10 protein-coding genes are annotated in these 13,546 nt (G+C 64.8%); 4 read left to right on the top strand and 6 right to left on the bottom strand.

Translation table 11 applies throughout. The features are described 5' to 3' along the window. Nucleotides 1-120 precede the first annotated feature (120 nt). The 4 genes from ugpC to F3J19_RS01665 all read right to left on the bottom strand — a co-directional run bounded on the left by ugpC (nt 121) and on the right by F3J19_RS01665 (nt 4,544). Nucleotides 121-1,236, bottom strand: a complete 1,116-nt coding sequence (ugpC, locus tag F3J19_RS01680; protein WP_167036648.1) for a sn-glycerol-3-phosphate ABC transporter ATP-binding protein UgpC — start codon at nt 1,234-1,236, stop codon at nt 121-123. 112 nt (nt 1,237-1,348) lie between these two features. After that, nucleotides 1,349-2,206, bottom strand: a complete 858-nt coding sequence (locus F3J19_RS01675; RefSeq protein WP_167036645.1) for a carbohydrate ABC transporter permease — start codon at nt 2,204-2,206, stop codon at nt 1,349-1,351. Continuing rightward, nucleotides 2,196-3,134 (bottom strand): sugar ABC transporter permease, encoded by a 939-nt coding sequence (locus F3J19_RS01670; RefSeq protein ID WP_167036642.1) that lies wholly within the window; start codon nt 3,132-3,134, stop codon nt 2,196-2,198. Before F3J19_RS01670 ends, F3J19_RS01675 begins: the two co-directional genes overlap by 11 nt. A gap of 162 nt (nt 3,135-3,296) precedes the next feature. Then, nucleotides 3,297-4,544, bottom strand: a complete 1,248-nt coding sequence (locus tag F3J19_RS01665) for an ABC transporter substrate-binding protein (protein WP_167036639.1) — start codon at nt 4,542-4,544, stop codon at nt 3,297-3,299. 534 nt (nt 4,545-5,078) lie between these two features. Here F3J19_RS01665 and zwf point away from each other — a divergent pair. From zwf to F3J19_RS01645, 4 genes are all read left to right on the top strand, one after another. Next, entirely contained in the window at nt 5,079-6,542 is a 1,464-nt protein-coding gene (gene zwf, locus F3J19_RS01660; protein WP_167036636.1) for a glucose-6-phosphate dehydrogenase, read from the top strand. A 204-nt stretch (nt 6,543-6,746) separates the two neighbouring features. Then, nucleotides 6,747-7,472 (top strand): 6-phosphogluconolactonase, encoded by a 726-nt coding sequence (gene pgl, locus F3J19_RS01655; protein ID WP_167036633.1) that lies wholly within the window; start codon nt 6,747-6,749, stop codon nt 7,470-7,472. Then, entirely contained in the window at nt 7,450-9,366 is a 1,917-nt protein-coding gene (locus tag F3J19_RS01650; protein ID WP_167036630.1) for a bifunctional transcriptional regulator/glucokinase, read from the top strand. The genes pgl and F3J19_RS01650 overlap by 23 nt, the downstream gene beginning before the upstream one ends. Nucleotides 9,367-9,541: 175 nt before the next feature. Beyond that, on the top strand, nt 9,542-10,468 hold the full coding sequence (locus F3J19_RS01645; protein ID WP_167036627.1) for a bestrophin family ion channel: 927 nt from the start codon (nt 9,542-9,544) through the stop codon (nt 10,466-10,468). 21 nt (nt 10,469-10,489) lie between these two features. Here F3J19_RS01645 and F3J19_RS01640 read toward each other — a convergent pair whose 3' ends face one another. Both F3J19_RS01640 and F3J19_RS01635 read right to left on the bottom strand, forming a co-directional pair. Next, on the bottom strand, nt 10,490-11,251 hold the full coding sequence (locus F3J19_RS01640; protein ID WP_167036624.1) for a lysozyme inhibitor LprI family protein: 762 nt from the start codon (nt 11,249-11,251) through the stop codon (nt 10,490-10,492). Between the two features lie 2 nt (nt 11,252-11,253). Then, nucleotides 11,254-13,539 (bottom strand): arginine/lysine/ornithine decarboxylase, encoded by a 2,286-nt coding sequence (locus tag F3J19_RS01635; RefSeq protein ID WP_167036621.1) that lies wholly within the window; start codon nt 13,537-13,539, stop codon nt 11,254-11,256. Nucleotides 13,540-13,546 lie beyond the last annotated feature (7 nt).

Raw genomic sequence — 13,546 nt, 5'->3', positions numbered from 1 at the left:
GACGCAGGGGGCTTTTTCAATGCAGCAGCAGCGCACTCAACGCATTGCACGGCCTGCCGCGCGAACTACGATGAGCAAACCGCCGCGCTACAGCACTGCAAATCGCGGCAAACCGCCCAATCAGGCAATCCGCTCTTCATTGCTCGGATCGAACAACACCGCCTTCGACGTATCGAACAGCAGCGTCGTATTCGTCTGCGGCTGCGGGTTCGACGCCGGGTGCACGCGGCTCACCACGCGCTTGCCGTTGACCTGCGCGAACACGAGCGTGTCCGGACCGGTCGGCTCGATCACGTCGACCTTCACTTCGACCGGCTGAAGCTTGCCGTCGTCGCCATGCGCGCCGCGCGCATCGGTGATGCGCTCCGGGCGCAGACCGAGAATCACGTTATTGCCGACGTGCGAGCGCACCTTCGACGAATCGAACGGCAACACCAGCACCTTGCGCGCCACGCCCGTATCGAGTTCGATGCCGACGCCCGCGCCCTGCTCGACCAGCTTGCCTTCGATGAAGTTCATCGGCGGCGCGCCGATGAAGCCCGCCACGAACAGGTTCGACGGCGAGTCGTAGATGTCCTGCGGCGCGCCGAACTGCTGCACGATGCCGTCCTTCATCACCGCGATGCGGTCGCCGAGCGTCATCGCTTCGATCTGGTCGTGCGTCACGTAGACGATCGTCGTGCCGAGGCGCTGATGCAGCAGCTTGATTTCCGAACGCATCTCGATGCGCAGCTTCGCGTCGAGGTTCGAGAGCGGCTCGTCGAACAGGAACATGACGGGATCGCGCGCGAGGGCGCGGCCCATCGCGACGCGCTGGCGCTGGCCGCCCGACAGCTGGCCCGGCTTGCGATCGAGCAGATGCTTGATCTGCAGCGTGTTCGACACGCGCTCGACGATCTGCGTCTGCTCCTGCTTCGGCACCTTGCGGATGTTCAGGCCGAACGAGATGTTCTCGCGCACCGTCATCGACGGATAGAGCGCGTACGACTGGAACACCATCGCGATGTCGCGGTCTTTCGGCGACAGATTGTTGACCGTCTTGCCGTCGATCTGGATCTCGCCCTTGGTCACGGTTTCGAGGCCGGCGATCATGTTGAGCAGCGTCGACTTGCCGCAGCCCGAGCCGCCGACCAGGATCAGGAACTGGCCGTCTTCGATGTCGATGTTGACACCCTTCAGAACCGGCACCCCGTTCGGGTAAGTCTTGTACACGTCACGGATGGAAAGGCTTGCCATGCTGTGAATCCTCTATTCTCTGGTACTGCCTGAAAACGTCTGTGTGACGGCGGCGCTCTCTTCGCGATGCGCCGCCGCGCCTCAAGGGAGTGGCTCCTCGCCCGGTCCTCGTTCAGCCCTTCACCGCGCCGGCCGTCAGGCCGCGCACGAAATAGCGTCCGGCGATGATGTAGACCAGCAGCGTCGGCAATGCCGCGATGATCGCGCCGGCCATGTCCACGTTGTATTCCTTCACGCCGGTCGAGGTGTTCACGAGGTTGTTCAGCGCCACCGTGATCGGCATCGAATCGACGCCGGAGAACACGATCCCGAACAGGAAGTCGTTCCAGATCTGCGTGAATTGCCAGATCAGGCACACCATGAAAATCGGCAGCGACACCGGCAGCAGGATCTTCGTGAAGATCGTGAAGAAACCCGCGCCGTCGATGCGTGCCGCCTTCACGAGTTCGGCCGGCACGCTCACGTAGAAGTTGCGGAAGAACATCGTGGTGAACGCGATGCCGTAGATCACGTGCACGAGCACGAGGCCGCTCGTCGTGTTCGACAGGCCGAGAAAGCCTTCGAGACGCGCCATCGGCAGCAGGATCGCCTGGAACGGAATGAAGCAGCCGACCAGCAGCATCGTGAAGATCGGATCGGCGCCGCGAAAGCGCCAGTGCGTAAGCACATAGCCGTTGAACGCGCCGATAATCGACGAGATCAGCACGGCCGGAATCACCATGCGCACCGAGTTCATGAAGAACGGCTGCATGCCGTCGCAGCGCACGCCGGTACAGGCGCCGCTCCACGCCTTGAGCCACGGCGCGAAGGTCCAGTGCGACGGCGGCGTGAGCAGGTTGCCGGTGCGCAGCTGGTCGATGTCCTTGAACGACGTCGACAGCATCACGTAGAGCGGGAACAGGAAGTACAGGGCGAACAGGATCAGGGCCGCGTAAATGACGGCACGGCTGAGCGTCATCTTAGGCTGCATTGCGCGTGCTCCTCGATTCCATATACATCAGCGGCACGAGCACGGCCACGACGGTGGCGAGCATCATCATCGACGATGCCGCGCCGACGCCGAGTTGCCCGCGATTGAACGAAAACGTGTACATGAAGATGGCCGGCAGCGACGACGAGGTACCCGGACCGCCCGCGGTCAGCGCGACGACGAGGTCGAAGGTCTTGATCGTGATGTGGCAGAGAATCAGCAGCACCGAGAAGAACACCGGGCGCATGCTCGGAATCACGATCTTGCGGTAGATGGTCGGCAGGCTCGCGCCATCCATCTGCGCGGCCTTGAAGATTTCGCCGTCCACGCCGCGCAGGCCCGCGAGGAACAGCGCCATCACGAAGCCGGTCGACTGCCACACCGCCGCGATCACGATACAGAAAATTGCCTTGTCGGGGTCGCCGAGCCAGTTGAACGAGAAGCTCGTCCAGCCCCAGTCGTGAAACACCTTCTCGATGCCGATGCTCGGCGTGAGAATCCACTGCCAGGCCGTGCCGGTCACGATGAACGAGAGCGCCATCGGGTACAGGAACACGGCGCGCAGCGCGCCCTCGTTGCGAATCTGCTGATCGAGCAGGATCGCGAGAAAAAGCCCGAGGCCGATGCAGATGGCGATGAACGGAATGCCGAACCAGCCGAGATTGGCAGCCGAGGTCCAGAACACGTCGTTGTCGAACAGTTCGCGGTAACGGTCGAGGCCCGCGAAGTCGAAACGGGGCATCAGCCGCGAATCGGACAGCGACAGATAGCCGGTGATTGCGATGAAGCCATAGACGAAGACCAGGCTGATAACGACGCTGGGTGCGAGCACCAGCTTCGGAATCCAGCGATCGGCCAAGGCCGCCGTGGGCGACGCGCGGCGGGTGGCGGCGGCCGTTTTCCCGTTTCCGCTGATAGAAGCAGTCACTACTCGACTCCTGCTGAAACTGGACCGTCAGGCTGGCTCGCGCGTTGCGCGCGAAACCGCGACGGCCTGGATGTGACTCCATGAAACCACGATGAAGCCCGCGCCCGGCGCCTGAAAGAGCGCCGGGCGCAATGCCTCGCTTACTTCACCGACTGACTTCGCTTACCTGGTTTTCGCTGCCTTCGCGAGCGCCTGCACCGCGCTCTTCGAATCTTCCTGCGAGTTCATGAACTTCGTGACGACGTCGGAGATCGCGCCGGCTGCCGCATCGGGCTGCGCCATGCCGTGAGCGAGCGACGGCACGTAGCCGCCGGCCTTGATCGCGACCTGCTCATCCGCGTACGACTTCTTCGCGCAGTCGTCGAACTTGGCCATCGACACGCCGAGACGCACCGGGATCGAGCCCTTGTACAGGCTGAACTGCTCCTGGAAGTCCGGCGACATGATCGTCTTCGCAAGCGCGAGCTGACCCGGCGTTGCCGCCTTCTGGTCCTTCTGCTGGAAGAACACGAACGAGTCGACGTTGAACGTATAGGCCTTCTCCGTGCCCGGCACGGCCGCGCAGATGAAGTCGGTGCCCGACTTCTTGCCGGCGTTCGAGAATTCGCCCTTCGCCCAGTCGCCCATGAACTGCATGCCGGCCTTGCCGTTGATGACCATGGCGGTGGCGAGGTTCCAGTCACGGCCCGTGCGGCCCGCGTCGAAGTAGCCCTGGATCTTGCGGACCGTGTCGAACACCTGAACCATCTTGTCCGAGGTCAGCGTCTTCTCGTCGAGGTCCACCAGCGCCTTCCTGTAGAAGTCCGCGCCTTGCGACAGCACGACGTCTTCCCACAGCGTCAGGTCCTGCCACGGCTGGCCGCCCATCGCGATCGGCTGGATGCCCGCGGCTTTCATCTTGTCAGCGACCGCGAAGAACTCGGGCCACGAGGTCGGCACCTTGCCGCCGGCTTTATCCAGCGCTGCCTTGTTGATGTACAGCCAGTTCACGCGGTGCACCGAAAACGGCGCGGCGACGTAATGGCCGTCCGCATGCATGATCTTGTCGATTTCCGGCGGCAGGTTCTTCTTCCAGTCGCCCGCGACGGAGTCGATCGGCACCAGCACGCCCTGCGAAGCCCAGTCCTGGATCAGCGGGCCCTTGATCTGCGCGGCGCTCGGCGCGTTGCCCGAGATCACCTGCGTCTTCAGTGCCGTCATGGCAGCCGCGCCGGCGCCGCCCGCGACCGCGAAGTCCTTCCACGTGTAACCCTGCTTCGTCATGTCGTCCTTGAGGACGCCGACGGCCTTCGATTCGCCGCCCGACGTCCACCAGTGCAGCACTTCGACCGACTCGGCAGCCTGCACGGCCGACACGCCACACATCAGACCCGCAGCGCACAGAGCGCCCATGATCGCGCGAAATTTCATTGCTTATCTCCTCCAGACACCTGAACAAAAAAACGAATGACCCCTGATATCGCCAGGGTGCTGTGGTTGGTTCAAACAGGCAAAACACTGGGCGATCGAGCACGGTCGGGCGCATGCGCGAAGCATGTGCCGGCGGACCGATGGCCGGCCGCCGGACGCTCAAGAGGTGAGTGGTTCGGAATGCAAAGACTGTCTCCTCTTTTGATTTTTGCCTGCCCGCGTCGCGCGGCAGACTCGAGGTGCTTCATACGCAAATTCGACGCAAACCCGACCTCGGCCAGCTATCGCCAGCGGCGGCTGACACGTATCGACGGGCGTTGTCCGCTAACATGCCGGGGACGCCCATCGATTCGCAGAAGCGCGCGTACCGCCTGAACAGCTCACGCTTTTTTCATCGAATTTACGCTACCTCTTGATTTGGATTGTAGTTAAACTACAATTCAGTGTCAAAAAATATTTTATCGGACTACGGTCGCCTTTCCGGTGCAGATACGCGCTCAGCGCGGCGGCCCTTCAGGACATCGACGGAGACTCATGCAAACCGACTCAAGCTTCACTTTCGTTCTCTTCGGCGGAACCGGCGATCTGTCGATGCGCAAGATTCTGCCCGCGTTGTTCGAGGCGCATCGGGCCGGCGGCATGCTGGCCGAAAGCGGCAAGATCGTCGCGGTGGCGCGGCATGTGGCGGATCGCGGCGAGTACCTGCAATGGGTCGAGGAGCATGTCAAGCCGCATGTGTCGAAGAACGGTGTCGACGCGGCGGCATGGGCCGGCTTCCTCGCGCGCATCGAGTTCGTAAAGATCGATCTCGGCAAGCCGGAAGACTTCGTGCATCTGCGCGACGCGCTTCAGGACCTGCCCGGCATCCGCGTGTTCTATCTGGCGACCGGTCCGTCGCTGTTCGTGCCGATCTGCCACGCGCTCGCCGCGGTCGGGCTCAATGCCAACGCGCGCATCGTGCTCGAAAAGCCGCTCGGCTACGATCTCAGGTCGTCGAATGCAATTAATGATGCAGTCGGTGAAATCTTCGCGGAAGAGCAGATCTACCGGATCGACCACTACCTCGGCAAGGAGCCGGTACAGAATCTGCTCGCGCTGCGCTTCGGCAATGCGCTGTTCGAGCCGCTGTGGCGCCGCGAATGGGTCGAGAGCATCCAGATCACGATCGCCGAGGAGCTCGGCGTCGAAGCGCGCGGCGACTTCTACGATAACACCGGCGCGCTGCGCGACATGGTGCAGAACCATCTGCTGCAATTGCTCTCGATCGTCGCGATGGAGCCGCCCCATTCGATGGATTCCGACTCGGTGCGCGACGAAAAGCTGCGCGTGCTGCGCGCGCTGAAACCGATCGATTCGCAGGAAATCGCCAAGGTCGCGGTGCGCGGCCAGTATCATTCGGGCGTGATCCGCGGCAGCGCGGTGCCGGCCTACGCGACCGAGCACGGCGTGAAGCCCGATAGCTCGACCGAAACCTTCGTCGCGCTGAAGGTCGAGATCGAGAACTGGCGCTGGGCCGGGGTGCCGTTTTTTCTGCGCACGGGCAAGCGGCTTGCCGATCGCGTCGCCGAAATCGTCGTGAATTTCCGTCCGGTGCCGCATTCGGCGCTCGGCGCCTCGGCGCTGCGCGCCGGCGCGAACCGGCTCGTGATCCGTTTGCAGCCGAACGAGACGATCCGTCTGTATTGTCTTGCGAAGCAGCCCGGCGAAGGCATGAACCTCGCGAGCGTGCACCTCGACCTCGCGTTCGACCAGTTCTTCCGCGAAGGCCAGATGGAGGCGTATCAACGGCTGCTGCTCGACGTGATCCACGGGCGCCTCGCGCTGTTCGTGCGGCGCGACGAACAGGAAGCCGCATGGCGCTGGGTCGAGCCGATCCTGAACGAATGGAAAGCCTCGACGCGGCCGCCCAAGCCGTACGCGGCGGGCACGTGGGGACCGGCCGCGGCGAGCGCGATGCTCGCGCAGCACGGCACCTGCTGGCTCGAGGAAGAGAATTAAGTGGTACTGCATTGAGATTGAGGGAAGGCGCCGCACCGGTTCGAGGGCAACACCGCGCGGCGCAGGCAAAAAACCCACTGACGAACTGAACGGCAACGCACCGGACTCGCGCGAACACGCTGCAGGCCACCTCGCCTTGCAGGTATCGCACGAGGGCAGACGGCGCGTTGCCGCAGACCCAACAAAAAGCTGCACGGAGGAGAAGTGATCGAGCTTCACGCTTTCGACGACCAGCGCGCCCAATCCGAGGCGCTGGCGCAAGCGGTCGGCGATGCGTTGCATGCGTCGCTTGCCGCACAGGCGGCCGCCACCGGCACGCCGGCCCCGCTCGTGCGCCCCGCGCGTCCCGCCATGCTGGCCGTGTCGGGCGGCAGCAGTCCGCGGCCGTTCCTGCAAACGCTGTCCACGCAAGCGTTCGACTGGGCGCGCATCGCGGTCACGCTGGTCGACGACCGCTGGGTGCCGGAAACCGACAGCGCGAGCAACGCGCAATTCGCGCATGCCACGCTGCTGCAGAACGCCGCCAAAGACGCGACGTTCTGGCCGCTCGTCGACACCACCCAGGATCTGCACGCGCACGTCGCGGCGCTGAACGCGGACCCGCGCTTTGCTGCGGTGCCCGACGTCGCGGTGCTCGGCATGGGCGAGGACGGCCACACCGCGTCGATCTTCGCCGACGCGCCCGAATGGGATCACGCGATCACCACCGCCGAGCGCTTCGTGGCCGTGCATCCGGGCGCGGCGCCGCATGCGCGCGTGAGCTGGTCGATGTCGGCGCTCAAGGAAGTGAAGCAGCTGTTTTTGCTGATCGCAGGACCGCGCAAGATGGACGTGCTCAATACCGCCACCGCCGCGCTACAAAAAAATGCCATCTCGCAACTGGCAAACGACAAGGGAGTGAGACTCGATGTCTACTGGTGTGCAAACTAAAGCTGTGCCGGGCGCAGGCCAGCACGCCGACGGACCGAGGCTGCTGGCCGACATCGGCGGCACCAACGCGCGTTTCGCGCTCGAGACGGGCCCCGGCGAAATCGGCTCGGTGCAGGTCTATCCGTGCGCGGAGTATGCGGGCATCGCCGAGGTCATCAAGAAGTATCTGAAGGACACCAAGATCGGCCGCGTCAATCACGCGGCGATCGCCATTGCGAACCCGGTCGACGGCGACCAGGTCAGCATGACCAATCACGACTGGACCTTTTCGATCGAAGCGACGCGCCGCGCGCTCGGCTTCGACACGCTGCTCGTCGTCAACGACTTCACCGCGCTCGCGATGGCGCTGCCGGGCCTCACCGACGCGCAGCGCGTGCAGGTGGGCGGCGGCCAGCGCCGGCCGAACAGCGTGATCGGCCTGCTCGGCCCCGGCACCGGCATGGGCGTGTCGGGCCTGATTCCCGCCGACGACCGCTGGATCGCACTCGGCAGCGAAGGCGGCCACGCCACCTTCGCACCCGCCGACGAGCGTGAAGATATCGTGCTGCACTACGCGCGCAAGAAGTGGTCGCACGTGTCGTTCGAACGCGTGGCCGCGGGTCCCGGCATCGAGGTGATCTACCGTGCGCTGGCGGGCCGCGACAAGAAGCGCGTCGCGGCCAACGTCGACACGATCGAGATCGTCAAGCGCGCGCTCGAAGGCGAGCCGCTCGCGGCCGAATCGGTCGACGTGTTCTGCGGCATTCTCGGCACCTTCGCCGGCAATATCGCGGTGACGCTCGGCGCGCTGGGCGGCATCTACATCGGCGGCGGCGTCGTGCCGCGCCTCGGCGAATTCTTCGCGCGCTCGTCGTTCCGCAAGCGCTTCGAGGCGAAGGGCCGCTTCGAGGCGTACTTGCAGAACGTGCCGACCTATGTGATTACCGCCGAATATCCGGCGTTTCTCGGCGTCTCGGCGATTCTCGCCGAGCAGCTGTCGAACCGCGCGGGCGGCAGTTCGTCGGCCGTGTTCGAGCGGATTCGCCAGATGCGCGACGCGCTGACGCCGGCCGAGCGCCGCGTCGCCGACCTCGCGCTGAACCATCCGCGCTCGATCATCAACGATCCGATTGTCGACATCGCGCGCAAGGCCGACGTAAGCCAGCCGACCGTGATCCGCTTCTGCCGCTCGCTCGGCTGCCAGGGCCTGTCGGATTTCAAACTCAAGCTCGCGACCGGCCTGACCGGCACGATCCCGGTCAGCCACAGCCAGGTGCATCTCGGCGACACCGCCACCGACTTCGGCGCGAAGGTGCTCGACAACACCGTCTCGGCGATCCTGCAGTTGCGCGAACATCTGAACTTCGAGCATGTGGAGCGTGCGATCGACCTGCTGAACGGCGCGCGGCGCATCGAGTTCTACGGGCTCGGCAATTCGAACATCGTCGCGCAGGACGCGCACTACAAGTTCTTCCGCTTCGGCATCCCGACGATCGCTTACGGCGACCTGTACATGCAGGCGGCCTCGGCCGCGCTGCTCGGCAAGGGCGACGTGATCGTGGCCGTGTCGAAGTCGGGGCGCGCGCCCGAACTGCTGCGCGTGCTCGACGTGGCGATGCAGGCCGGCGCGAAGGTGATCGCGATCACCTCGAGCAATACGCCGCTCGCCAAGCGCGCGACCGTCGCGCTGGAAACCGATCACATCGAGATTCGCGAGTCGCAGCTGTCGATGATCTCGCGCATCCTGCATCTCGTGATGATCGACATTCTGGCGGTCGGCGTGGCGATCCGCCGCGCGGTGCCGAGCGACGACGTGACCGAGACGGTCGAGAAGGCGCGCGAAGGCGCCGACGACGACGCAACGGCCGTGCTCGACTGGCTCAGCCACGGCGCGGCTCCGTCGGCGCGCGACTGAATCCGCCCGGCGCTGAATCTGCCAGGCGTTCTGCGCTTGCGCTCGATGAACCCGCGCGGCACGCATCGAATCCGATGTGCGCCGTGCGGGTTTTCTTCTGCGTGCGGCGCTTCGGGCGCGGCACAAAGCGTTCGATAATAGGGGCTTTCCCGCCCGGCGCCGTCCGCCCAGTCCGATGATCATCCGCCCGCATCTCCATTGGTTCCGCATGCTGCTCGCGTGGCGCGGCTCGGTGTTGCCGCAGTTGCTGCCGCGGCTCGCCCTGATCTTCTGCATTTCGATCGTCGCGCTCGCCGCGCACGATCATCTGCTGCCCGTCAGCCTGAACCTCAACACGACCGCGCCGTTTTCGCTGGTCGGCATCGCGCTCGCGGTGTTTCTCGGCTTTCGCAACAACGCGAGCTATGACCGCTGGTGGGAAGCGCGCAAGCTGTGGGGCCAGTTGCTGAACGAGTCGCGCTCGCTGACGCGCGAAGCGCTGACGCTGCCCAACCGCGAGTTGCCGCAACAGGACGTCGACGAATTTCTCGCGCTGCTGAGCGCGCTGCCGCATGCGCTGCGCCATCAGTTGCGCGGCAGCGATCCGCGTGAAGACCTTGCCGCGCGGCTGCCCGCCGCGCTGTTCGAGCGCGTGATCGCATCGCGCTACAAACCGGCCACGCTGATGCTGTGCCTCGGCGAATGGGTGCAGCGCGAGGCCCGCGCGGGCGCGCTCGATCCGCTGGCGGTGCTCGCGTTCGACCGCAATCTGAACGGGCTGTCGGATGTGATCGGCGGCTGCGAGCGCATCGCGTCCACGCCGCTGCCGTTCGCCTATTCGGTGATGATTCACCGTACCGTGTATTTCTTCTGCGCGTCGCTGCCGTTCGGGCTCGTCGACAGTATCGGCATCTTCACGCCGGTGTTCGCGGTGTTCGTCGCCTATACGTTCATGGCGCACGAAGCGATTGCCGCGCAGCTCGAAGAGCCGTTCGGCACTGACGACAACGACCTCGCGCTCAATACGATGTCGGCGGTCATCGAGGACGCGATGCGCGATCTGCGCGGCGAGCCGCCGCTCGCGCCGCCACGGCCGCGCGCCGAAACTTATCAGCTCGATTGAGGCGGGTGCCGCGTGCGGCGCTCAGTCGTTGCCGACCGTTTCGGAGAGGCGCTTGATCGTCGCCACGCGCGCGCCAATGATGTCGATGCGCCCGCGCTCGTCGACGAGCGGCGTCGACGCCGTGAGATACGCGCTCCACGCGCGTTGCGCGCGCACGAGCGTGGGCCGCGATGATGCCGGCATCCGCGAATTGAGCAAACGGTAGTAGCGGTTCAGATCGAACATCGCGTGTTCGCAGCGGGCATCGGCATTGCACGCGCGCGGACGGCGCGGCTGCGCCCCGCTCACGTTGGCGAGCGCGCCCCGCAGCACGAGCGCGCGGTCGCGCACCGGCTGCAACTGCATGTCGGCTTCGGCGAGCACGTACATCGAGCCCTGCGTCGTCGCGAATACCGCGGCGAGCAACTGCTTCTCGGCGTCGCGCGAGGCGAGCCAGCTCGACTGACTCTTTTGCCATAGCCTGCGCCGCGCGGCCGGCAGCTTGTCGAGCAACTGCTGGTAGGCGCTATCGACCGCGGCCTTCCAGCCGATGCGCGCATTGTCCATGCACTGCACCTGGCCGACCGTCGTCGACATGTCGGCGCGCGCGAGACACGCGCGCATCGACGCGTCGATCGGATCGGCGGCGGCGACTTCGGCATGCGCGACCGGACTCCACGCGCCGCCGAGCACCGCAACCACAACCGGCCCGGCTACCGCCGCCGCCACCGAACCCGCGACGGCCAGCGCGCCCGAGACGCGCCGCCAGCCATCGCTACCCGCGAGGAACTTCGCCCACTGCATCGTCAAACGCGCACGCAATCGACGAAGTATTCGATGCGTCCGTTGATCATTTCGCCGACAAGCCCGTGGATGTCCGTATGGAAGCCCGGGAAGCGCTCGTTGAACTCGCGCGCGAAACGCAGATAGTTGACGATGGTCCGGTTGAAGCGCTCGCCCGGGATCAGCAGCGGAATGCCCGGCGGATACGGCGTCAACAGGATCGAGGTGACGCGGCCTTCGAGTTCGTCGATCGGCACCCGGTCGATCTCGCGGTGCGCGAGCTTCGCGAACGCGTCGGACGGCTTCATCGCCGGCTCCATGCTCGACAGGTACATCTCGGTCGTCAGGCGCGCGATGTCGTTCGCGCGATAGACGCTGTGGATCTGCTGGCACAGATCGCGCAGGCCGACGCGCTCGTACATCGGGTGATGCTGGACGAACTCGGGCAGCACGCGCCACAGCGGCTGGTTGTTGTCGTAGTCGTCCTTGAACTGCTGGAGTTCGGTGACCATCGAGTTCCAGCGGCCCTTCGTGATGCCGATCGTGAACATGATGAAGAACGAGTACAGCCCCGTCTTCTCGACGATGATGCCGTGCTCGGCCAGGTACTTCGTGACGATCGCGGCCGGAATGCCGGTTTCGCCGAAGCCGCCGTCCATGTCGAGACCCGGCGTGACGATGGTCGCCTTGATCGGGTCGAGCATGTTGAAGCCTTCGGCGAGCGGGCCGAAGCCGTGCCATGCGTCGTTCGGGCGCAGCATCCAGTCGTCGCGCGAGCCGATGCCTTCCTCGGCGAACTGTTCCGGGCCCCAGACCTTGAAGAACCAGTCGTCGCCGTATTCCGCGTCGACCTTGGTCATCGCGCGGCGGAAGTCGAGCGCTTCGGCAATCGACTCCTCGACGAGCGCAGTGCCGCCCGGCGCTTCCATCATCGCGGCGGCCACGTCGCACGAGGCGATGATCGCGTACTGCGGGCTCGTCGACGTGTGCATCAGATACGCTTCATTGAAGCGATGCTTGTCGAAGCGGCTGTTCTTCGAGTCCTGCACGACGATCTGCGAGGCCTGCGAGATGCCGGCGAGCAGCTTGTGCGTGGAGTGCGTCGCGTACACCATCGCGCCGATGCGCGGACGGCCCGCGCCGATCGCGTGCATGTCCTGGTAGAACTCGTGGAATTCGGCGTGCGGCAGCCAGGCCTCGTCGAAGTGCAGCGTGTCGAGCCATTCGCCCAGCATCTCCTTGATCATTTCGACGTTGTAGATCACGCCGTCGTAGGTGCTTTGCGTGATCGTCAGGATGCGCGGCTTCAGGTTCGGGTTCTTCGCGAGTGCTTCGCGCGCGAACGGGTTCGCCTCGATCTTCTTGCGGATGTTCTCCGGCTCGAACTCGCTGCGCGGAATCGGCCCGATGATGCCGAAGTTATTGCGCGTCGGCGTGAGGAACACCGGAATCGCGCCCGTCATCGTGATCGCGTGCAGGATCGACTTGTGGCAGTTGCGGTCGACCAGCACGATGTCGCCGGGCGCGACCGTGCCGTGCCAGACGATCTTGTTCGAGGTCGAGGTGCCGTTGGTCACGAAGAACACGTGGTCGGCGCTGAAGATGCGCGCGGCGTTGCGCTCCGAGGCCGCCACCGGACCGGTATGGTCGAGCAGCTGGCCGAGTTCGTCGACCGCGTTGCAGACGTCGGCGCGCAGCATGTTCTCGCCGAAGAACTGATGGAACATCTGGCCGAGCGGGCTCTTCAGGAACGCGACGCCACCCGAGTGGCCGGGGCAGTGCCACGAGTACGACCCCTCTTCCGCGTACTGCACCAGTTCCTTGAAGAACGGCGGCGCGAGCGAGTCGAGATACACCTTCGTCTCGCGGATGATATGGCGCGCGACGAACTCCGGCGTGTCCTCGAACATGTGAATGAAGCCGTGCAGTTCGCGCAGGATGTCGTTGGGCAGATGGCGCGAAGTGCGCGTCTCGCCGTACAGGAAGATCGGAATGTCGGCATTGCGGCGGCGCACTTCGGTCACGAACGCGCGCAGCGCGACGATCGCGGCGGCCAGCTCCGGCGTCTCGCCTTCGACCACCACGTTGTCGACGTACGGCAGCAGTTCGTCGTCGTCGATCGAGAGGATGAAGCACGAGGCGCGGCTCGACTGCTGCGCGAACGAGGTCAGGTCGCCATAGCTCGTCAACCCGAGCACTTCCGCGCCTTCTTTCTCGATGGCTTCGGCCAGCGCCCGGATGCCGGAACCCGAGATGTTCTCGGAGCGGAAATCTTCGTCGATGATGACGACGGGAAAACGGAACTTCATGGGCGAT

It is taken from the genome of Burkholderia sp. Ax-1724, assembly GCF_011752995.1.
Lineage (GTDB): Bacteria > Pseudomonadota > Gammaproteobacteria > Burkholderiales > Burkholderiaceae > Paraburkholderia.
This window is presented reverse-complemented; position numbering and strand designations above follow the sequence as displayed.

What these genes read in the sequence shown, in the direction of transcription:
- ugpC (WP_167036648.1), bottom strand. Translation starts at nt 1,236, where the DNA reads ATGGCAAGCCTTTCCATCCGTGACGTGTACAAGACTTACCCGAACGGG.
- F3J19_RS01675 (WP_167036645.1), bottom strand. Translation starts at nt 2,206, where the DNA reads ATGCAGCCTAAGATGACGCTCAGCCGTGCCGTCATTTACGCGGCCCTG.
- F3J19_RS01665 (WP_167036639.1), bottom strand. Translation starts at nt 4,544, where the DNA reads ATGAAATTTCGCGCGATCATGGGCGCTCTGTGCGCTGCGGGTCTGATG.
- zwf (WP_167036636.1), top strand. Translation starts at nt 5,079, where the DNA reads ATGCAAACCGACTCAAGCTTCACTTTCGTTCTCTTCGGCGGAACCGGC.
- F3J19_RS01650 (WP_167036630.1), top strand. Translation starts at nt 7,450, where the DNA reads ATGTCTACTGGTGTGCAAACTAAAGCTGTGCCGGGCGCAGGCCAGCAC.
- F3J19_RS01645 (WP_167036627.1), top strand. Translation starts at nt 9,542, where the DNA reads ATGATCATCCGCCCGCATCTCCATTGGTTCCGCATGCTGCTCGCGTGG.
- F3J19_RS01640 (WP_167036624.1), bottom strand. Translation starts at nt 11,251, where the DNA reads ATGCAGTGGGCGAAGTTCCTCGCGGGTAGCGATGGCTGGCGGCGCGTC.
- F3J19_RS01635 (WP_167036621.1), bottom strand. Translation starts at nt 13,539, where the DNA reads ATGAAGTTCCGTTTTCCCGTCGTCATCATCGACGAAGATTTCCGCTCC.